The organism is Marinobacter sp. UBA3607, from assembly GCF_002375525.1.
GTDB classification, from domain to species: Bacteria; Pseudomonadota; Gammaproteobacteria; order Pseudomonadales; family Oleiphilaceae; genus Marinobacter; species Marinobacter vinifirmus.
Genome location: NZ_DFLY01000030.1, coordinates 1 through 18,784 on the forward strand (window position 1 = coordinate 1; position 18,784 = coordinate 18,784).

The following is an 18,784-nucleotide window of genomic DNA, read 5'->3' on the forward strand; positions in this document are numbered from 1 at the left end:
GCCGGGGGTTTTTTCATTTCAGGCCCGGGAGAAGTGATATACTGCCTCCCATCAACCACATCCAAGTTTCTGACGGGAGCCCTTCGATGGCGGCAAGCGATCATCTGGTCATTTTCGATACCACTCTCCGGGATGGCGAGCAAAGCCCCGGCGCCACCATGAACAAGAACGAAAAGCTTCGTATTGCCAAGGTGCTGGAAAAGCTCCGGGTGGATGTGATCGAAGCGGGTTTCGCGATTGCCAGCCAGGGTGACTTCGAGGCGGTGAAGGCCATTGCTGAGACCATCAAGGATTCCACCGTTTGCAGCCTTGCCCGTGCCCTCGATAAAGACATTGATCGGGCAGCAGAGGCTATCCGGCCCGCAGCCAGTGGCCGTATCCATACCTTTATTGCAACCTCGCCTATCCACATGCAGCACAAGCTGCAAATGCAGCCAGACGAAGTGGTAGAGCAGGCGGTACGGGCAGTAAAGCGTGCCCGTAGCCATGTAGATGATGTGGAGTTCTCCTGCGAGGACGCCGGGCGTTCCGAGCTGGACTTCCTGTGTCGTATTATTGAAGCGGCCATCGATGCCGGTGCAACCACCATCAACATTCCGGACACCGTTGGCTATGCCATTCCGGAACAGTTTGGTGAAACCATTCGCCAGTTGCTCAATCGTATCCCTAACGCCGATAAAGCTATTTTCTCGGTGCACTGCCATAACGACCTGGGGCTTGCCGTAGCCAACTCCCTGGCAGCGGTCAGTAGCGGTGCACGCCAGGTTGAGTGCACCATCAACGGTCTGGGCGAGCGTGCCGGTAACGCCTCGCTGGAAGAAATCGTGATGGCGGTACGTACCCGGCAGGATCTGTTCCATATCGACACTCGGATCGATACCCAGCACATTGTCCCGGCGTCTCGCCTGGTATCCACCATTACCGGTTTCCCGGTTCAGCCGAACAAGGCAATTGTGGGTGCGAATGCCTTTGCCCATGAGTCCGGTATTCACCAGGACGGCGTGCTCAAGCATCGCGAGACCTACGAGATCATGCGTGCCCAGGACGTAGGCTGGCACACCAACAGCCTGGTGCTGGGTAAGCATTCGGGCCGTAATGCTTTCCGTACCCGCTTGCTTGAGCTGGGTATCCAGTTCGAGACCGAAACCGAACTGAACGAAGCGTTCACCCGGTTCAAGGCGCTGGCCGACCTCAAGCACGAAATCTTCGATGAAGATCTTCAGGCAATTGCCAGCGACACCAAGCAGAAAGAAGAGATCGGTCGCTACGGACTGGTATGCATGCAGGTTTGCTCCGAGACCGGCGTAGTGCCCAAGGCAAAGCTTACCCTTACCGTAGATGGCGATGAACACACGGTCGAGGCGGAAGGTAGCGGCCCCGTGGATGCCACCTTCAAGGCGATCGAGTCCCTGGTGGATTCTGGCTGTAACCTGCAGCTGTATTCGGTCAACAACATTACCAGCGGTACCGATGCCCAGGGGGAGGTCACCGTGCGCCTTGAGCGGGGTGGTCGAATCGTTAATGGTGTGGGTTCCGATACCGATATCATTATCGCCTCTGCCAAGGCCTACATCGAAGCCCTGAACCTCATTGCCGCAGGCGGTATCCGGCAGCATCCCCAGGTGGCGGATGTCTGAATCGGGTATGAGTGCGCTATTCAGGTCCATCGGAGACTGATGTGATTCAGACCGAAGCCGAGCGCCAGTTCTATCTGGGCATGTCGGGCATACGCATGTGGTATGCCCGCGATCCCCTTCCCGGTGCTGCGCCAAGTCCCGATTACGATTTCGGGGTGCAGGAGCCGGAAGCGGTTGCTGTGCCTGAAGTCCCGGTTATTCCGGCTGCTCCGCGTGCACGACGTGCAGACCCGGAGCAGGCTTCCCGTAACCGGGACAAGATTGCCCGCCTGCAAAGCTTGATGGAGCCGTCAGCGAAGGCCCCGGCGAGCGTGGGCGCAGAGTCGCCTGTCAGCCCGGCTGAGGCGCCAGCCCCCGGGGTAGAGGCTATTGAGCCTGAACCTGTGCCAGCAGAGCCGGTCACGGTCGCTGAGGATGTGCCACGGCTTAATCTGAAGGCCTGGACCGGACGGCGGGTTACCCTGATTGCCGAATTGTCTGAAGACTCCAGTCTGGCGCTGCAGGAAACCCTCGCCCGAAATATTCTTCGCAGCCTTGGCGAGGATGCCTGCAAGGCTTCTGATTCCTTGCACTGGCCCTTGTTCAATAACCTCAAGGTGAGCCTCAATGGCGCTGAACACCTTGCTGTGGCCCTTGAAGCGCTGTTCGGAGGCCTGTCCGGGCAGAAGGTTGTTGTCCTGGGGAAAGTGGGCGACTGGTATAGCCAGGCGCTGGGGCGGGAGCCGGAGGTTGTTTTCGAGACGTCCCTGGCCACCCTTGCCACCGATCCGGAGCGCAAGCGCAAGTTGTGGCACCTGATCAAGCCCCTGAAAGCCTGAGCACTGCCGTGGGTAAACCATCAGTCCTTCTTCGCCCTGACAGCGCAGTGATAAGAACACTGGCGTCAGAAGACATGGCACAGGTGATGGAGCTGGAGCGCCTCGGGCATTCGCACCCGTGGTCAGAAGGTATTTTCCGGGACTGCTTCAAAGACGGCTACCGGCTCTGGGCCCTGGAGCAGGATCACCGGGTTCTGGGGTTTGCCGTGATCAACTACCTGTTCGATGAAGCCCATTTGCTGAATATTTGTGTTCATCCGCAATTGCGCGGTCAGGGCGCCGGGCGCCAGTTACTGCAGCACGCGCTGGCAGAATCCGTCAAAGACGGCATGGTCTGCATGATCCTAGAAGTGCGGGACAGCAACCGGGCGGCGATAGAACTCTATGCCGGTGAAGGTTTCAGGGAAATAGGCCGTCGGCGAGGCTACTATCCCGACGGTCCCGGCCGTGAAGATGCCCGAGTCATGGCTTTACGGTTCACCTGAGCCCCCTCTGGCCCGTATAATAGCTCGTTTTTCAACCATACCATTCAGGTTTCCGATTTCTATGTCTAACCTTTCCCAGGAAGTGGCCAAGCGCCGCACCTTCGCGATTATCTCGCACCCGGACGCCGGTAAAACCACCATTACCGAGAAAGTCCTGCTGTTCGGCCAGGCTCTCCAGAAAGCAGGTACCGTAAAGGGTAAAAAATCCGGCCAGCATGCCAAGTCTGACTGGATGGAGATGGAGAAGGAGCGGGGCATCTCGGTAACCACCTCGGTGATGCAGTTTCCCTACGGTGGCAAGCTGGTGAACCTGCTGGACACCCCGGGCCACGAAGACTTTTCTGAGGACACTTACCGGACGCTGACCGCCGTAGACTCCTGCCTGATGGTTATCGACAGTGCCAAGGGCGTAGAGGAACGGACCATCAAGCTGATGGAAGTTACCCGGCTGCGTGATACGCCTATCCTCACGTTCATGAACAAGCTGGACCGGGATACCCGGGATCCGATCGAGCTGATGGACGAGGTGGAAGACGTTCTGAAAATCGCCTGCGCGCCGATCACCTGGCCGATCGGCATGGGCAAAGGCTTTAAGGGCGTTTACCACCTGCTGCGTGACGAGGTGATTCTGTACCAGTCTGGCCAGGGTCACACGATTCAGGAAAAGCGCATTATCAAAGGGTTGGATAGTCCGGAGCTGGATGAGGCTATCGGAAGCTATGCCAGTGACCTGCGGGACGAGATCGAACTGGTGAAAGGTGCTTCCCACGAGTTCGACCAGGAGGCATTCCTGGCCGGTGAACTGACCCCGGTCTTTTTCGGTACGGCGCTGGGTAACTTTGGTGTGGACCACATGCTGGACGGCCTGGTGGAGTGGGCACCGACCCCGCAACCCCGTGAGACCGATCAGAGAGTGGTTCAGCCCACGGAAGACGGTTTCTCCGGCTTCGTGTTCAAGATTCAGGCCAACATGGACCCGCAGCATCGCGATCGCATTGCCTTCGTTCGGATCGTTTCCGGCAGCTACAATCAGGGTATGAAAGCCCGCCATGTGCGCATCGGTAAGGAGGTAAGGTTCTCCGATGCGCTGACGTTTATGGCCGGCGACCGGGAGCATGCCGAAGAAGCCTTTGCCGGCGATATCATCGGCCTGCACAACCACGGCACTATCCAGCTGGGTGATACCTTCACCGCCGGCGAAGACATGAAGTTTACCGGCATTCCGAACTTTGCGCCGGAGTTGTTCCGTCGGATTCGCCTGAAGGATCCGCTCAAGGCCAAGCAGCTGCAGAAAGGCTTGATCCAGCTGTCGGAAGAGGGTGCCGTGCAGGTGTTCCGGCCGATGCGTAACAACGACCTGATCGTTGGGGCCGTTGGTGTGCTGCAGTTTGATGTGGTGGTGGCCCGCCTGAAGAGCGAGTACAAGGTTGAGGCTATTTACGAACCGATTAACGTGGCGACAGCCCGGTGGGTGACCTGCTCTGACGACCGCAAACTGGACGAGTTCCAGCGCAAGAACCAGGACAACGTGGCCCTGGACGGCGCCGACCGCCTTTCCTATATCGCGCCGACCATGGTGAACCTGAACCTGGCCCAGGAGCGGTACCCGGACGTCGAATTCCACAAAACCCGGGAGCATTGAGCCAATCGCTCCCGAAGCTGAGGTGACCATGAGGCTGGTAGATGCCCATTGCCATTTCGACTTTCCGCGTTTCGACGGGGTTCGGGAGCAGGAGCTGGCCGCAGCCGCAAAGGGCGGGGTCAGGGCCCTGGTGGTGCCGGGGGTGCGCAGGGCCGATTGGGATCGTGTCCAGGCACTGGCGAACCCGGCGCGCGGGATCTGGTATTGCCTGGGTATTCATCCGTGGTTTGTGGAAGAACACACAGCGGCGGACCTCGAGCTGCTCGGGCAACGGTTGGGCAGTTACCCCGATGGCTGTATTGGCGTGGGTGAATGTGGGCTGGATGGCCTGAAGGGTAGCTTTGAAGAACAGCTGCCCTGGTTTCGCGCCCAGATACAGCTGGCCACCCGGCACGATTATCCCCTGGTGATCCACTCGGTGAAGGCCCACGACCAGGTCCATGCTGCCCTGCGGGCTGAGCGATGGCAGGGCAGGGCGCTGGTGCACGGTTTCTCTGGCAGTTACCAGCAGGCCAGTAAGTTGGTGGACCTGGGGTGTTATATCGGCGTCGGGGGTGTGATTACCCACGACCGGGCCCGGAAAACCCGGGATGCCATAGGCCGGCTGCCGGCAGAAGCCCTGGTGCTGGAAACCGACGCGCCGGATATGGCGCCGGCCGGCGTTGAGAAAGGAATGAATAGCCCGGCTTGCTTACCGGCGATACTGGATTGCCTGGCCCGGTTGCGGGGGCAGGATGCGGAGGCCCTGGCGGAAGTGTTGCTGGCGAATGTGAGTCGCCTTTACGGGCGTTCGGAAAGCGTCCTTGCTCCATCGGGATAGGGGTTTAACGAAACACAGATGGGCAGGGTTGGCATTCCTGGTGGGTTCGAGTATACTTCGCGCCCTGGCTTTTCAAGGCGATGTCACTATCTCAGCCCCGAATGGTGTCAACGTCAACATACAGGTATGAACCTCCTCCGGATGCCTTGCATTTACCGGTGGTGGTTTTTAACGTTTCTTATATAGCGTTCAAGGCGGAATCAATGAAGACTCTGAGTGCGAAACCAGAAACAGTAACACGTGACTGGTACGTTGTAGACGCAGCCGGCAAGACGCTGGGTCGTCTGTCAACCGAAATCGCCCTTCGTCTGCGGGGCAAGCATAAGCCTGAGTATACCCCTCACGTGGACACTGGCGACTACATCATTGTTATCAATGCCAGCCAGGTGAAGGTTACCGGCAAAAAGGCATCAGCAAAGATGTATTACAGCCATACCGGCTTTCCGGGTGGAATCAAATCCATCAACTTCGAGAAGCTGGTTGACAAGGCTCCCGAGCAAATCATTCAGAAGGCCGTAAAAGGCATGCTTCCGAAAGGCCCGCTCGGCCGTGCCATGTTCAAGAAGCTGAAAGTGTACGCAGGCGCTGAGCATGCTCATGCCGCCCAGCAGCCCAAAGAACTCGACATCTAACGGAAGGCGAATATGTCTGTAGCACAAAATTACGGTACTGGTCGCCGCAAATCATCCACGGCTCGCGTCTTTATCAAGCCGGGTAGCGGTAACATCTCTATCAACGGTCGCACCATCGAAGATTTCTTCGGTCGTGAAACTCTTCGGATGATCGTTCGTCAGCCGCTGGTGGTTGCCGAGTCTGAAGATCGTTTCGATATCACTATCACTGTTAAGGGTGGTGGTATCAGTGGTCAGGCCGGCGCAATTCGCCACGGCCTGACCCGCGCCCTGATGGAATACGACGAAACTCTGCGCCCGTCCCTGCGCAAAGCGGGTTATGTAACCCGTGATGCACGTAAGGTTGAGCGTAAGAAAGTGGGTCTGCGTAAAGCGCGTAAGCGTCCGCAGTACTCCAAGCGTTAATTGGCAGTTCCTGCCGATGGAAAACCCGGTCTTTTGGCCGGGTTTTTTTATGTCTGTCTGGCGCAAATATTTTTGATCTGGCGCAGGGATAAGGCAGGCCAGCCGCCATTCCGGCTTGTAAGCGGTGGTTAATTTCATTACCATTTCAGCGCTTACATTTTCGGGTTGTGAAGTCCTTTTCGAAGCGCAGAGTCGGGTTTTCCGCATCTGTGCCTCGCCTGATGGGAGAAAACCATAATGAGTAATGGCGACGTGAGCCAAGGCCGGCGCCGATTTCTGATCGGTGCCACGTCTGTGGTAGGTGGTGTCGGCGTCGTCGGTGCAGCCGTTCCTTTCGTAGCGTCCTGGAATCCCAGTGCGAAAGCGGAAGCAGCGGGTGCACCGGTAACCGTCAACATCGACAAGATTGATCCAGGCCAGCAGATCACCGTGGAGTGGCGCGGAAAGCCGGTGTGGATTATCCGGCGTACCCCTGAGATGCTCGAGAATATCGAGAAACTCAGTCCACGATTGAAAGATCCCGAGTCTACAGCAACCAGCCAGCAGCCGGAGTATATCAGTGGGTCTACGCGCTCCCTGAAGCCGGAGTTTATTGTGCTTGTGGGAATCTGTACTCACCTGGGCTGTGTGCCGACCTACCGTCCGGAAGTGGCTCCGGCGGATCTGGGCGACGAGTGGCTGGGCGGCCTGTTCTGTCCGTGTCACGGTTCCAAGTTCGATTTGTCGGGCCGGGTATTCTCCGGGCAGCCGGCTCCTCTGAACCTGGAGGTTCCGCCTTACCGGTATGACAGCGACACGACCATGACCGTTGGTCTTGATCCGGAGGCAGCGTGATGCAGAAACTTCTGAATTGGGTAGATGAGCGTCTGCCGGTTGTTGACGCCTGGAACAAACACCTGGCGAAGTACTATGCGCCGAAGAACTTCAACATGTGGTACTTCTTCGGTTCGCTGGCCATGCTCGTACTGGTTAACCAGCTGGTTACCGGTATCTGGCTGACCATGAGCTACAACCCGTCTGCGGAAGGCGCCTTCGCTTCCGTTGAATACATCATGCGTGATGTGGAGTGGGGCTGGCTGTTGCGCTACCTGCACTCAACCGGTGCCTCTGCGTTCTTCGTGGTGGTCTACCTGCATATGTTCCGGGGTCTGATGTACGGCTCGTACCAGAAGCCGCGCGAGCTGATCTGGATCTTCGGTATGCTGATCTACCTGGTGCTGATGGCCGAAGCGTTCATGGGCTACCTGCTGCCCTGGGGTCAGATGTCCTACTGGGGTGCCCAGGTTATCGTTAACCTGTTTGGTGCCATCCCGGTTATCGGTGAAGACCTGTCTCTGTGGATTCGTGGTGACTACCTGATCTCCGGTATTACCCTGAACCGCTTCTTCGCACTGCACGTGGTTGCCCTGCCGATCGTCCTGCTGGGCCTGGTTGTCCTGCACATCCTGGCGCTGCACGAAGTTGGCTCCAACAACCCTGACGGTATCGAGATCAAGAAGAACAAGGACGAAAACGGTATTCCGAAAGACGGTATCCCGTTCCACCCGTACTACACCGTGCATGACCTGCTGGGTGTGGCGGTATTCTTCTTCATCTTCTTCATTGTTGTGTTCTTCTTCCCGGAAATGGGCGGCCTGTTCCTCGAGAAGCCGAACTTCGAGCCGGCTAACAACCTGAAGACGCCTGCGCACATTGCGCCGGTATGGTACTTCACACCGTTCTACGCCATGCTGCGTGCGGTCACGGTTGACCTGTTCGGCCTGGATGCGAAGTTCTGGGGTGTTGTGGTAATGGGTGCGGCCATCGCTATCCTGTTCGTGCTGCCATGGCTCGACAGAAGCCCGGTTCGCTCTATTCGCTACAAGGGCTGGTTGAGCAAGATCGCACTGGCCATCTTTGCGGTGAGCTTCATCATCCTTGGCTACCTGGGTATTGTTCCGGCAACGGAAGGTCGTACTACGGCTGCGCAGATTCTGACCGCCCTGTACTTCCTGTACTTTATCCTCATGCCGTTCTACACACGCATGGAGAAAACCAAGCCAGTTCCAGAAAGGGTGACAGGATGATGAGAAAGCTTATTTTTGGTCTCGTTTTCGCCATCCTGCCGGCCATCGGCCTGGCAGCTGGTGTCGCGGTTCCTCTTGACCCGATGGAGCCGGATCATACCAACAAGGAATCCCTGCAGCGTGGTGCGGCACTGTTCACCAACTACTGCATGGGTTGCCACTCCATGGAATACGCCCGCTACAAGCGCGTGTCGGATGACCTGGAGATCCCTGCCCAGTTGTTCGAGGAGAACCTGATTTTCACCGGTGCCAAGATCGGTGAACTGATGAAGAACTCCATGAACAAGGACATGGCTGCTGACTGGTTCGGTGCTCCGCCACCCGACCTGACGCTGGAAACCCGTGTGCGTGGCGAGTCCTGGGTATATTCCTACCTGCGTGGCTTCTACAAGGACGAGTCCCGTCCGTTGGGCGTGAACAACGCTGTGTTCGACCTGGTGGGCATGCCCCACGTAATGGTTGGCCTGCAGGGTCTGTGTGCGGTCAAGCCGAACATCGGTGTAGACGCGTCGGTAGAGCCGCTCAGTGGCAACATCAACAACGGTGATGTCTGCCCCGAGTACGCCATCGAAGGCAGCATGTCCGGTGCTGAGTTCGACCAGGCTATGTGGGACCTGACCAACTTCATGTCTTACATGGGTGACCCGGTAAAAGTAGAGCGCGAGCGGTTGGGGATTTTTGTCCTGATCTTTGTGGTGATCTTCTTCATCTTCGCGTACCTGCTTAACCGCGAGTACTGGAAAGACGTACATTAAGATTTAGGGTATAATCCCGGATCCTGAATTCCAGCGGGCCCAGTCGGGTCCGCTGGTTTTTGCGTTTTCTGGATTGTTTCGGTTTGTAGAATCGTGAGGTAGCTATATGGGCGTTGTGACCAAGCGGTCATCAATGACATTCTTTTCGGATCCAGCCAGTCATTACAGCCATCGTGTGCGTATTGTCCTGGCCGAGAAGGGTGTTACCGTTGACATTGTGGATGTGGATCCGGATAACCCGCCGGCTGAGCTGGCAGACCTGAATCCGTACAACGCCTTGCCGACCCTGGTGGATCGTGACCTGGTTCTGTACGAGCCGAATATCATGATGGAATACCTGGACGAGCGTTTCCCGCATCCGCCGCTGCTTCCTGTGTATCCGGTTGCCCGGGCTAACAGCCGGCTGATGATTCACCGCATCCAGAAAGACTGGTGCAGGCTGGTGGATCAGATCCTGGCGCAGCCCACTGGCAAGGCGGCTGATGCAGCCCGTAAAGAGCTGAAAGAAAGCCTGCTGGCTACCGGCCCGCTATTCGCCGAGATGCCGTTCTTCCTGTCTGAAGAGTTCACTATCGTGGATTGCTGTATCGCTCCGATCCTTTGGCGCCTGCCGGCGCTGGGCATCGAAATGAATGAGAAGCAGGCCAAGCCTCTTCAGAAATACATGGACAGCATCTTCGCCCGGGAAGGATTCAAGGCCAGCCTTTCTGACCTGGAAGAAGATATTCGCAGCTGATTATCAGCCCCCGGAGCCGGGGCAGGAGTGGTTGAGTGTCGGATATGAGTATTGCCATGACATCCAGCCGGCCTTATCTGGTCCGGTCGTTGAATGAGTGGATTCTGGATAACGACTGCACGCCCTACATTGTGGTTGATGCGGGTGTGCAGGGTGTTCAGGTGCCCACCGAGCATGTGGCTAACGGCCAGATCGTTCTGAACATCAGCCCCGGTGCAGTTCGGGGCCTGGTGATCGGAAACGGCGCGCTGGAGTTCAGCGCCCGCTTTGGCGGTGTACCCATGCAGGTGTTTATTCCGCTGCAGGCGGTTATGGCCATCTATGCCAAGGAAAACGGTGAGGGAATGGTGTTCGGCAGCGAACCCGGCTCTCCTGATCCTGAGGGTAACGATGATGCGGGCCAGTCCAGGCGGGCAGATGAGCGTCCGAGTGGCCGGCCTACACTGAAGGTGGTCAAGTAAGCCTGAAGATGGTTGTGCAATGATGCGAAAAGCCGGATGGAGACATCCGGCTTTTTTCTTAGCCGCCGAAAAGCTTATGGTCGATCAGGTCGCACAGGGCGTTGATGATCACCAGGAGCAGGGGCATGGCTTCATGGGGCGCCAGGTCGTTCAAGGCGATTTCATGGTCTTCCGGGTGCATCAGGGAGGAAATATCGGATTTTTCCCGGGCGCTGAGTACAACCACGCTCATTTCCCGGTCATGGGCCGCCTGGATGGCCTGGATCAGGTTGGCTTTATGACCGTCGTCGACCACCACAAACAGCAGGTCTCCGGGTTTGCCGACGGCTCTTACCTGCCTTGAGAAGGTGTCGTTGAACCGGTTATCCCTGCAGATGGCAGAGTAGGTAGTCGCATCCGCCCCCAGGTTGATCGCGGGGAGGGCCGGACGTTCCTGGTCGAAGCGTGATAGCAGTGCGGTGCAGAAATACTGGGCCACCACGTTGGCGTTGCCGTTGGCGCAGGCGACAATCTTGCCATCCTGCAACAGGGTGTTCACAAAGGCGTCCGCCACCTGTTCGATGGCCGGGGCAACCTGGCTGGCGGCCTGGGCCGTCTGCTCCATGTGGCTGGCAAACCACTGGTTAATCTTCTGTTCGGTATCGTTCATGCTGTTGAATCAATCTGCCTGAATTGCGTTTCGGATCCATTGTACCCGGTATTTGCTGGCGGAACCCGGTGATATGCCAACCACGTCGATGCGGGTGGGGCTGTCCCAGAGGCCCTGGCGGTGCAGGTAAAAAGCGGCGGCTTTAACGAGTCGTTTCTGCTTTTGCCAGGTGATGGAGCTTACCGGGTCGACCAGGCTGTCGGTTTTGCGAAAGCGGACTTCGAAAAATACCAGCACGCCGTCATCCATGCCGATCAGGTCAATCTCGCCACCACGGTTGTAGACGTTGCGCTCGAGGATGCGTACGCCGCGACTCATCAGGTAGCGGGCGGCCACGCCTTCATAGTGATTTCCGCGTTGTCTTGAGCCTTCCATGGCCATCCTGTTTAGTTGGAGGTTTCGCCTTCGATGCCCGGCGGTTCTTGTTCGGGTGTTTCCAGGAGTTCCGGCTGGCCGTTACGGATCTGTGCCCAGAGCTGTTTGCGGTGGATGGCACCGTCCGGGGTCATGCTCAGCTCGCCGGTCTGGCCGTCAATAGTGGCGTCGCTGACTTGCTGCAACAGGGGCAGTCGCTTGCTCAGTTGCCAGGCATCGGCCCCCATGGCGAACAGGCGGCCCAGCTGGCCGCGGGTGCCACTCAGGTATTGCTGTGCCTGTTCCCGAAGCGGGTTATCTTCCGCCAGGACCCAGGGGATGTCGGTAAAGTTCACATTGTTAATGTCGCGATCCTTGCCCGGGTCCGGCTCACCGCCGTAGATGATGGACGGAGCGTAGACCGGCAGGTCGCCGCCATAGTAGAAGGCAAACAGGGGGTTGAACTGGCGGGCAATGGTCGGTGTGGCGACCAGTACGATGCCCTGGGCGTCTTGCCGGCGCCGTGGCTCAAATTCGACGTTCAGGCCAATGGTGCGCTCTACCGCAATGGCCCGATTGCGCGAGGTGGTAATGCCCAGCAGGTCGGCGGTGACCTGTCTGAAGTTGTCTTCCGGGAAAAAGCGTTCGATATTCAGGGCGCGAAGTCCGTGGGTCTGTGCCCGGGTTCTTAGGGCCGCTTCTACCCGGTCGCCCCATTCACCATGGGGGATCAGTACGAGTACCTGGCGGACGTTGTCTTCGGCGAGTTTGCCTGCAATCTGGCGCGCTTCGTCTTCTGCGGACAGGCCAAACTGGTAAAGGCCCGTGGGTTTGCGGCTGTCGGCGGGCAGGTAGTTCAGACCCAGTACCGGAACCGGCAGGGTATTCATGCTGGAAAGCTCGGCCAGCCCTTCCTTTTCCAGGGGGCCGACGATCAGGTCTGCGTTGGTTTCGGAAAGCTCCTGATAGAGTTCCCGGAAAGAGCCGGCGCTGGTATCCACAATGCGGATATCGGTCTTGCTGCGGTCGGTGCTGTCGTCGCTGTAGTAGGCGGCCAGGAAGCCATCACGGATGGCTTTGCCGGCTGCGGCCAGTTGCCCGTCCAGCGGCAGTGCCAGTACCAGGTGTTCAGGGCGCGATGTTGCCAGATCAGCCAGCAGGGCCAGTTTTTCCGGAAGCATCTGCGCGGCCGGGTGGCCGGGCCAGTTATTCTGCCACTGGCGGATCAGGCGCCCCTGGGTATCCAGGTCAATGTCCGGGTCTTGCAGGGTGTTGGCAAGTTCCAGCCAGCCTTCGATTTCAAAGCCCATGGCGTTATCTGCGGCCTGTCCGAGCTGGTCCGGGGAGGCATTTTTCAGGTAGTTCCAGATTTCGTTATGCAGCTGTTGCGGGGCAGAGCTGCTGTCGGTCTGGGCCAGCAGGATCAGTGTCAGTGCCGCCGGCAGAGGCTCGCCGGCGAGGGCCTGGGTGCGGGCCTGAAGCGTAGCGGCGCGGGCCATGGTTTCGTTCGGATAACCCAGGAAGTCATCGGCCTTGCTGTTGGCAGTCAGTTCGGTGGCCCAGTCGGTATCTTTCAGTTCCAGGGCGCTGGCCATGGCCTGCAGCCGGTATTGGTTTTCCAGATCCGGAACCGGATTGGCCATCTGTTCACTGCGTAGCAGAAGGCGGGCGTCTTCATGGTTGCCGCTGTTCTGGTAGCGGCTGGCAATTCTCAGCAGGTAGCGCTGGGCAACCATCTGGTTGCTTTCATCGCTCGCCATGGCAAGCGCCTGTTCCGGGGATTCGGCAATGTGGCTGTCGAGATTGACGGTGGCGCAACCGCCGGTCAGTAGCAGAATGAGGGCTAGCAGGGCGAAAGCCGGTTTGTGGCTGCAGTGTCTGATCATGGCAGGCTCGGTCGTCTCCGGATTAATGGGCTTGTGATGCCGCTGTTTCGGTGGCAAGTTTACCAGCTCCCGGCATAATTCACATGACGTGACTGTCATCGGGCCGGTGTCCCGGCAGTTGTTGCCCTTTTAACGGAGTTTTCTATGTCCAGTTCAGAGCGTTCGACCGATCATTCCGGTGGCGTGCTTTCTATTGTCGCTACGCCTATCGGTAACCTTGATGATCTCTCTGAGCGGGCCCGGCAGGTGCTGGCAAGTGCGGACCTGGTGGCGGCCGAGGACACCCGGCACAGTGGGCGATTGCTTCAGCACCTGGGTATCAGCAGGCCAATGATGGCGCTGCATGATCACAATGAGCGTGGCCGCGTGGAGAGGGTGCTCGAGGTACTGGGGCAGGGCCAGAAAGTAGCATTGATTTCCGATGCCGGGACGCCGCTGATTTCCGACCCCGGCTATGTGGTGGTTCGGGAAGCTCGCGCCGCCGGCTACCGTGTAACGCCCGTTCCGGGACCTTGCGCCCTGATTGCCGGCTTGTCGGCCGCCGGTTTGCCGACAGACCGGTTCCTGTTTGCCGGGTTTCTGCCTGCCAAGCGGTCCGGGCGCCAGGCAGCGCTGGAACAGCTGCGAAAGGAGCCGGCCACGCTGGTGTTCTATGAATCTCCCCACCGGATTTCCGACCTGATGCAGGATATGGTTGAGGTGTTTGGTGCCGGCCGGGAGTGCGTGCTTGGGCGGGAGCTGACCAAGACCTTCGAAACTTTCTACTCTGGCAGCGCGGAAACCGTGCTGGGTGAACTTCAGGCCGACCCTCACGGGGCGAAGGGTGAGTTTGTGGTGATGGTGCGCGGGGCTGATGCGAGCCCGGAGGATGCTGGCTCTTCGGTGGATACCGACAAGTTGCTGGAGCTGCTGATTGCCGAGTTGCCGGTAAAGAAGGCGGCGAAGATTGCGTCGGAGTTGACCGGGCTGGGCAAGAATGAGCTTTACCAGCGAGCACTGGCGCTGAAACCTGATTAAAGCCTTGCATGGCGGTGCCGGCACAGGTATTGTCGGCGCCGAGCTCGCCAGACAGTCGCCGCCGGTTTTACCGGGGGAGGAAAGTCCGGGCTCCACAGGGCAAGGTGCCAGGTAACGCCTGGGCGGCGCGAGCCGACGGAAAGTGCAACAGAAAGTANNCCGAGCTCGCCAGACAGTCGCCGCCGGTTTTACCGGGGGAGGAAAGTCCGGGCTCCACAGGGCAAGGTGCCAGGTAACGCCTGGGCGGCGCGAGCCGACGGAAAGTGCAACAGAAAGTAAACCGCCTAAGCGCCTTCGGGTGCCGGTAAGGGTGAAATGGTGCGGTAAGAGCGCACCGCGTGGCTGGCAACAGTCCACGGCGATGGTAAACCCCACCTGGAGCAAGACCAAATAGGAATCCGTTGGCGTGGCCCGCGCTGGATTCGGGTAGGTTGCTTGAGGCCTGTGGTGACGCAGGCCCTAGATGAATGACTGTCCAAGACAGAACCCGGCTTATCGGCGAGCTCGCTTTTTTCCCTTCCTGAATGTGATGTTCATCAATCTCACAAAATGGCCTTTATAGCCAAAAAATCTTAAACCTGAAGTTTGCTCTTCAGAGTTATTTGCAGGTGTTTGTTTTTCCTCCTTTTCTTTACCTCTTTTTAACATCCTCGTAACTTTTCGCTCCGTAACTCGTTGTCATTAAAGGGAGTTTTCATGATGTGGTGCCGTTTGCGGCGCTTGCATTGTGTATTGCGTGTTTCTATAGTGTGCGGAAGTGGGAAAAAGTGGTTTATGGTGGTTTTTTGTGGATATCGCACCCTTGGATTCAGCATAAATGAGCAACTTTCTTGGCAGTCATGCCATCAATATGGACGCGAAGGGACGCCTGGCGATCCCGACAAAGCTGCGCGAGGAGCTCGCGCAGCTTTGTGGTGGCCGTATTGTGCTGACTGCCAATGCTGATGAAGAGCGCTGTTTGCTGCTGTATCCGGAGCCCGAGTGGGAGCAGCTGCGCCCCAAAATTGAAGCACTGCCGAACATGAATAAAGCCGCCCGACGGCTCCAGCGCCTGATTCTTGGTAATGCGGCGCCCATGGAGCTGGACAGTGCCGGCCGCATTCTGGTGCCGCCAACGCTCAGAAGTTACGCACACCTGGAGAAAAAGCTGATGCTGATTGGTCAGGGCAAAAAGCTGGAGCTCTGGAGTGAAGAGCGCTGGTTCGCCTGGCTGGACGAGTCGTCCGGTGACGAAGACATGCCGCCGGAAATGGAGGCATTGTCGCTATGACGGATAACCAGCAGGAATCCGCAGCAGCCTTCAAACACCGTTCGGTGCTGCTCGACGAGGCCGTGGATTACCTGGTCAACGATCCGGCCGGTTGCTATGTGGATGCAACTTTTGGCCGTGGTGGCCACAGCCGTTTGATTCTCGGGCAACTGGGCGAGTCCGGCCAGTTGATGGGTATTGATAAAGATCCCGAGGCAATTCGCGTAGCCGAGAAGCTGGCAGCGGATGATGCCCGGTTCTCGTGGTTCCACGGTTCCTTCGCGCAGCTCGATGAGGCACTGGACAGCAAAGAGTGGGCGCAGGTGAATGGTGTTTTGATGGACCTGGGTGTGTCGTCGCCCCAGTTGGACGACGCCAGCCGCGGATTTTCCTTTATGCGCAATGGTCCGCTGGATATGCGCATGAACCCGGAGCAGGAACCCAGCGCCTCCCAGTGGCTGGCGACCGCCGACGAAAAAGACATTGCAGACGTGATCTGGCGCTACGGCGAGGAGCGTTTCTCCCGTCGTATTGCCCGCCTGGTTGTGGCCCGTCGTCAGGAAGAGGCGATCGAAACCACGCGCCAGCTGGCGGAACTGGTGGCAGAAGCTGTGCCCAAGAAAGAAAAGCACAAGCATCCGGCCACCCGGACCTTTCAGGCGATCCGGATTTTCATCAACCGGGAGCTGGAAGACCTGGAAACCGGACTGAAATCGGCAGTAGACCGGCTGGCACCGGGCGGCCGGTTGGTGGTCATCAGCTTCCATTCGCTGGAAGACCGGTTGGTTAAGCGGTTTATGAGAGACCTGGCCAAGGGGCCGAAAATTCCCCGGGGTGTCCCGGTCACTTCAGACCAGGAGCAGTCGGGATTTCGCCTGGTGGGTAAGGCCAGCAAGGCCAATGAGCAGGAAATTGAAGAAAACGTCCGGGCCCGCAGTGCAGTTATGCGGGTTCTGGAACGGGTAGCCAATTAAACGGATTTGAAAGGGAGCGCGACGCCATGGGTGCGGTAGCGATCGAACAACCAGTAAAGACAACCCGGATTGCCCGGGAGCGTGTGCGCGATGGCATGGCGACGGCGGTGCGTCTGTCCCGCCAGGTATTCGAGGTAACCCGGGAGCCGAAGGTGGTGATTACCCTCGCCCTGGTGCTGGTGCTGACCGCCTCGGCTATTGGCGTAGTGATCAGCTCCCACCAGAACCGGGAACTGTTCAATACCTTGTCCGGTTTACAGGAGCAGCGCGACGGCTACCAGCGGGAATGGAGTCAGTTGCTGCTGGAGCAGAGCGCACTGAGCAATCATGGTCGGGTCGAGAAACTGGCGGCCCAGCGTTTCAACATGGTGGTGCCAGAGCGTCAGGACATTGTCCTGGTGCCGCTGATGTCCACCGTTGCAGCCAAATAATAGCAACAACAAACTCTTGGGGTGGCTGATTTGTCCAGTCAGGGAAAGCAGGCGACAAGCTGGAAACAGCGGGTGCTGACAGGCCTGAAGGCCTGGCGCTTCGGCACTGTGCTGGGCGTTTTCCTGCTGGTTATGGCTGGCATCAGCTGGCGTCTGGTTGACCTGCAAGTGGTCGACAACGAGTTCCTGCGCCAGCAGGGCGATGTGCGCACCATCCGGGTGGAGTCTATTGACGCCCACCGGGGTGTGGTGGCGGATCGCCATGGCGAGCCGCTGGCGGTGAGTACGCCGGTGCAGACCCTGTGGGCCAACCCCTCGGAAACCGATCCCGAAGATCCCGGCCTTGCGGCACTGGCCAGGGTTATCGGCATGTCTGAAGGCGCACTGCGCCAGCGCCTGCGTGATTACGCGGGGCGTGAGTTCATTTATCTGCGCCGTAAGGTTCAGCCTGCCATGGCCCGCGAAGCGTTAGAGCTGGGCATTGGCGGCATCTACTCACGGCAGGAGTATCGTCGTTACTATCCTGCGGGCGAAGTAACTGCTCACATTGTCGGCTTCACCAATATTGACGAAGACGGCCAGGAAGGTATCGAGCTGGCGTATAACCAGTGGCTGACCGGTGAGCCAGGCCGCAAGCGCGTACTGAAAGACAATCGCGGTCGGGTGATCAAGGATCTCATGCTGATCCGGGACGCCCGGCCCGGCAAGGACATGGAGCTGAGCATCGACCTGCGCCTGCAGTACCTCGCTTACCGGGAACTCAAGGCCGTGGTCGGTGCCCATAAGGCCCGGGGCGGCACCCTGGTGATGCTGGACGTGAATACCGGCGAAGTGCTGGCGATGGCGAATCAGGGCTCCTATAACCCGAACGACCGTTCCCAGCTGGATCCGGCCAATTTGCGTAACAAGGCCATTACCGACCTGTTTGAGCCGGGCTCCACCATGAAACCCATCACCGTTGCTGCGGCGCTGGAATCCGGCAAGTACAAACCGGAAACCCTGATTGATACTTCGCCGGGCTACCGGCGTTTTGGCCGTTTTACGATCCGGGATTTTCGTGATTACGGCGCTTTGAGCCTGAACGACATCATTGTGAAATCGAGCAACGTCGGGGTCAGCAAGATCGCCACCGAGCTGGGTGGCGATGTACTGAGAAACCTGTATGCGCGCCTGGGCATTGGCCAGGCCACCGGTATCGGTTTCCCGGGTGAGGCAGTCGGTGTGCTGCCGGCCCGTCCGAAATGGCGCCCGGTAGAAGAAGCCACTTTGTCCTACGGCTACGGGCTGAGCGTGAATGCCCTGCAACTGGCCCAGGCCTATATGGTGCTGGCTAACGGCGGCATTCGTTACCCGGTCAGTTTGCTGAAGCAGGACCAGAAGCCAGAGGGCCACCGCGTGTTGTCCGAAGAGGTAACCCTGGCGGTCAGGAACATGTTGAGGAACGCCGTTGCCAAGGGCACCGGTGGCCGGGCCCAGCCTGGCCTGTATGCCGCTGGTGGCAAAACCGGCACGGTGCACCTGGTGGGTGCCCAGGGCTATGAAGACAGCCAGTACAAGGCCATTTTTGCCGGCATGGCACCCATTGATGATCCGCGAATCGTAACCGTTGTGGCCGTTGATGCGCCGCAGTCCGGGGAATACTACGGTGGTGAAGTTGCCGCCCCGGTATTTGCCCGGGTTATGGGAGACGCATTGCGACTGCTGAATGTGAAGCCTGAACTGGAAGTGTCCGACGCCAAGGCGACGGCATCCGGAGAGAGGGGTTAA

The 18,784-nt window shown here is 58.4% G+C and carries 20 protein-coding genes and 1 other RNA gene; 18 read left to right on the plus strand and 3 right to left on the minus strand.

The features are described from left to right. Positions 1–86 precede the first annotated feature (86 nt). The 12 genes from B2589_RS10905 (at position 87) to B2589_RS10960 (ending at position 10,457) form a co-directional block, all read left to right on the plus strand. Positions 87–1,637, plus strand: coding sequence for a 2-isopropylmalate synthase (locus tag B2589_RS10905; RefSeq protein ID WP_273134026.1), 1,551 nt, complete (start codon positions 87–89; stop codon positions 1,635–1,637). 41 nt (positions 1,638–1,678) lie between these two features. After that, positions 1,679–2,455 (plus strand): hypothetical protein, encoded by a 777-nt coding sequence (locus B2589_RS10910; RefSeq protein WP_058340426.1) that lies wholly within the window; start codon positions 1,679–1,681, stop codon positions 2,453–2,455. A gap of 47 nt (positions 2,456–2,502) precedes the next feature. Beyond that, positions 2,503–2,940, plus strand: a complete 438-nt coding sequence (gene rimI / locus B2589_RS10915) for a ribosomal protein S18-alanine N-acetyltransferase (protein ID WP_232900904.1) — start codon at positions 2,503–2,505, stop codon at positions 2,938–2,940. A gap of 61 nt (positions 2,941–3,001) precedes the next feature. After that, complete coding sequence (gene prfC / locus B2589_RS10920) at positions 3,002–4,582, plus strand: peptide chain release factor 3 (protein WP_286816595.1); 1,581 nt, start codon at positions 3,002–3,004, stop codon at positions 4,580–4,582. A 28-nt stretch (positions 4,583–4,610) separates the two neighbouring features. Then, positions 4,611–5,402 carry a TatD family hydrolase gene (locus B2589_RS10925; protein WP_286816652.1) on the plus strand — a complete coding sequence of 264 codons (792 nt, stop codon included), beginning with the start codon at positions 4,611–4,613 and terminating at the stop codon, positions 5,400–5,402. 203 nt (positions 5,403–5,605) lie between these two features. Then, a complete protein-coding gene (gene rplM, locus B2589_RS10930) occupies positions 5,606–6,034 on the plus strand; it encodes a 50S ribosomal protein L13 (protein WP_286816596.1) in 429 nt (142 codons plus the stop codon). Between the two features lie 12 nt (positions 6,035–6,046). Then, the gene (rpsI, locus tag B2589_RS10935; RefSeq protein ID WP_022988665.1) at positions 6,047–6,439 is read left to right on the plus strand and encodes a 30S ribosomal protein S9; all 393 of its coding nucleotides are present in this window, start codon (positions 6,047–6,049) and stop codon (positions 6,437–6,439) included. A gap of 237 nt (positions 6,440–6,676) precedes the next feature. Further along, the gene (petA, locus tag B2589_RS10940) at positions 6,677–7,273 is read left to right on the plus strand and encodes a ubiquinol-cytochrome c reductase iron-sulfur subunit (RefSeq protein WP_286816597.1); all 597 of its coding nucleotides are present in this window, start codon (positions 6,677–6,679) and stop codon (positions 7,271–7,273) included. Then, positions 7,273–8,505: a cytochrome b gene (locus B2589_RS10945; RefSeq protein WP_022988667.1), complete on the plus strand. Its 1,233-nt coding sequence runs from the start codon at positions 7,273–7,275 to the stop codon at positions 8,503–8,505. Before petA ends, B2589_RS10945 begins: the two co-directional genes overlap by 1 nt. Further along, positions 8,505–9,260, plus strand: coding sequence for a cytochrome c1 (locus B2589_RS10950; RefSeq protein ID WP_286816653.1), 756 nt, complete (start codon positions 8,505–8,507; stop codon positions 9,258–9,260). Before B2589_RS10945 ends, B2589_RS10950 begins: the two co-directional genes overlap by 1 nt. A gap of 106 nt (positions 9,261–9,366) precedes the next feature. Next, positions 9,367–9,996, plus strand: a complete 630-nt coding sequence (locus B2589_RS10955) for a glutathione S-transferase N-terminal domain-containing protein (protein ID WP_022988669.1) — start codon at positions 9,367–9,369, stop codon at positions 9,994–9,996. A gap of 56 nt (positions 9,997–10,052) precedes the next feature. Then, positions 10,053–10,457, plus strand: coding sequence for a ClpXP protease specificity-enhancing factor (locus B2589_RS10960; RefSeq protein WP_227498303.1), 405 nt, complete (start codon positions 10,053–10,055; stop codon positions 10,455–10,457). Between the two features lie 58 nt (positions 10,458–10,515). Here B2589_RS10960 and B2589_RS10965 read toward each other — a convergent pair whose 3' ends face one another. Genes B2589_RS10965 through B2589_RS10975 form a run of 3 tightly spaced genes read right to left on the minus strand, consistent with a single transcriptional unit; the run spans position 10,516 to position 13,346 of the window. Continuing rightward, positions 10,516–11,106, minus strand: a complete 591-nt coding sequence (locus tag B2589_RS10965; protein ID WP_286816598.1) for an SIS domain-containing protein — start codon at positions 11,104–11,106, stop codon at positions 10,516–10,518. A gap of 9 nt (positions 11,107–11,115) precedes the next feature. Next, on the minus strand, positions 11,116–11,481 hold the full coding sequence (locus B2589_RS10970; RefSeq protein ID WP_273134031.1) for a YraN family protein: 366 nt from the start codon (positions 11,479–11,481) through the stop codon (positions 11,116–11,118). Between the two features lie 11 nt (positions 11,482–11,492). Continuing rightward, positions 11,493–13,346, minus strand: coding sequence for a penicillin-binding protein activator (locus tag B2589_RS10975; RefSeq protein WP_286816599.1), 1,854 nt, complete (start codon positions 13,344–13,346; stop codon positions 11,493–11,495). Positions 13,347–13,490: 144 nt separating this feature from the next. On the opposite strand from B2589_RS10975, the gene rsmI reads away from it, so the two are divergent. The 6 genes from rsmI to B2589_RS11005 all read left to right on the plus strand — a co-directional run bounded on the left by rsmI (position 13,491) and on the right by B2589_RS11005 (position 18,784). After that, positions 13,491–14,363: a 16S rRNA (cytidine(1402)-2'-O)-methyltransferase gene (gene rsmI / locus B2589_RS10980; RefSeq protein ID WP_286816600.1), complete on the plus strand. Its 873-nt coding sequence runs from the start codon at positions 13,491–13,493 to the stop codon at positions 14,361–14,363. Positions 14,364–14,523: 160 nt separating this feature from the next. Next, positions 14,524–14,874, plus strand: an RNA gene (gene rnpB / locus B2589_RS10985) — RNase P RNA component class A. Positions 14,875–15,180: 306 nt separating this feature from the next. After that, the gene (gene mraZ, locus B2589_RS10990; RefSeq protein WP_058340417.1) at positions 15,181–15,633 is read left to right on the plus strand and encodes a division/cell wall cluster transcriptional repressor MraZ; all 453 of its coding nucleotides are present in this window, start codon (positions 15,181–15,183) and stop codon (positions 15,631–15,633) included. Continuing rightward, positions 15,630–16,586, plus strand: coding sequence for a 16S rRNA (cytosine(1402)-N(4))-methyltransferase RsmH (gene rsmH / locus B2589_RS10995; protein ID WP_286816601.1), 957 nt, complete (start codon positions 15,630–15,632; stop codon positions 16,584–16,586). The genes mraZ and rsmH overlap by 4 nt, the downstream gene beginning before the upstream one ends. A gap of 26 nt (positions 16,587–16,612) precedes the next feature. Further along, positions 16,613–17,017, plus strand: coding sequence for a cell division protein FtsL (gene ftsL / locus B2589_RS11000; protein ID WP_286816602.1), 405 nt, complete (start codon positions 16,613–16,615; stop codon positions 17,015–17,017). Positions 17,018–17,047: 30 nt separating this feature from the next. Continuing rightward, entirely contained in the window at positions 17,048–18,784 is a 1,737-nt protein-coding gene (locus B2589_RS11005; RefSeq protein ID WP_286816603.1) for a peptidoglycan D,D-transpeptidase FtsI family protein, read from the plus strand.

What these genes read in the sequence shown, in the direction of transcription:
- B2589_RS10905 (WP_273134026.1), top strand. Translation starts at nt 87, where the DNA reads ATGGCGGCAAGCGATCATCTGGTCATTTTCGATACCACTCTCCGGGAT.
- prfC (WP_286816595.1), top strand. Translation starts at nt 3,002, where the DNA reads ATGTCTAACCTTTCCCAGGAAGTGGCCAAGCGCCGCACCTTCGCGATT.
- B2589_RS10925 (WP_286816652.1), top strand. Translation starts at nt 4,611, where the DNA reads ATGAGGCTGGTAGATGCCCATTGCCATTTCGACTTTCCGCGTTTCGAC.
- rplM (WP_286816596.1), top strand. Translation starts at nt 5,606, where the DNA reads ATGAAGACTCTGAGTGCGAAACCAGAAACAGTAACACGTGACTGGTAC.
- rpsI (WP_022988665.1), top strand. Translation starts at nt 6,047, where the DNA reads ATGTCTGTAGCACAAAATTACGGTACTGGTCGCCGCAAATCATCCACG.
- petA (WP_286816597.1), top strand. Translation starts at nt 6,677, where the DNA reads ATGAGTAATGGCGACGTGAGCCAAGGCCGGCGCCGATTTCTGATCGGT.
- B2589_RS10945 (WP_022988667.1), top strand. Translation starts at nt 7,273, where the DNA reads ATGCAGAAACTTCTGAATTGGGTAGATGAGCGTCTGCCGGTTGTTGAC.
- B2589_RS10950 (WP_286816653.1), top strand. Translation starts at nt 8,505, where the DNA reads ATGAGAAAGCTTATTTTTGGTCTCGTTTTCGCCATCCTGCCGGCCATC.
- B2589_RS10955 (WP_022988669.1), top strand. Translation starts at nt 9,367, where the DNA reads ATGGGCGTTGTGACCAAGCGGTCATCAATGACATTCTTTTCGGATCCA.
- B2589_RS10960 (WP_227498303.1), top strand. Translation starts at nt 10,053, where the DNA reads ATGACATCCAGCCGGCCTTATCTGGTCCGGTCGTTGAATGAGTGGATT.
- B2589_RS10965 (WP_286816598.1), bottom strand. Translation starts at nt 11,106, where the DNA reads ATGAACGATACCGAACAGAAGATTAACCAGTGGTTTGCCAGCCACATG.
- B2589_RS10970 (WP_273134031.1), bottom strand. Translation starts at nt 11,481, where the DNA reads ATGGAAGGCTCAAGACAACGCGGAAATCACTATGAAGGCGTGGCCGCC.
- B2589_RS10975 (WP_286816599.1), bottom strand. Translation starts at nt 13,346, where the DNA reads ATGATCAGACACTGCAGCCACAAACCGGCTTTCGCCCTGCTAGCCCTC.
- rsmI (WP_286816600.1), top strand. Translation starts at nt 13,491, where the DNA reads ATGTCCAGTTCAGAGCGTTCGACCGATCATTCCGGTGGCGTGCTTTCT.
- mraZ (WP_058340417.1), top strand. Translation starts at nt 15,181, where the DNA reads ATGAGCAACTTTCTTGGCAGTCATGCCATCAATATGGACGCGAAGGGA.
- rsmH (WP_286816601.1), top strand. Translation starts at nt 15,630, where the DNA reads ATGACGGATAACCAGCAGGAATCCGCAGCAGCCTTCAAACACCGTTCG.
- ftsL (WP_286816602.1), top strand. Translation starts at nt 16,613, where the DNA reads ATGGGTGCGGTAGCGATCGAACAACCAGTAAAGACAACCCGGATTGCC.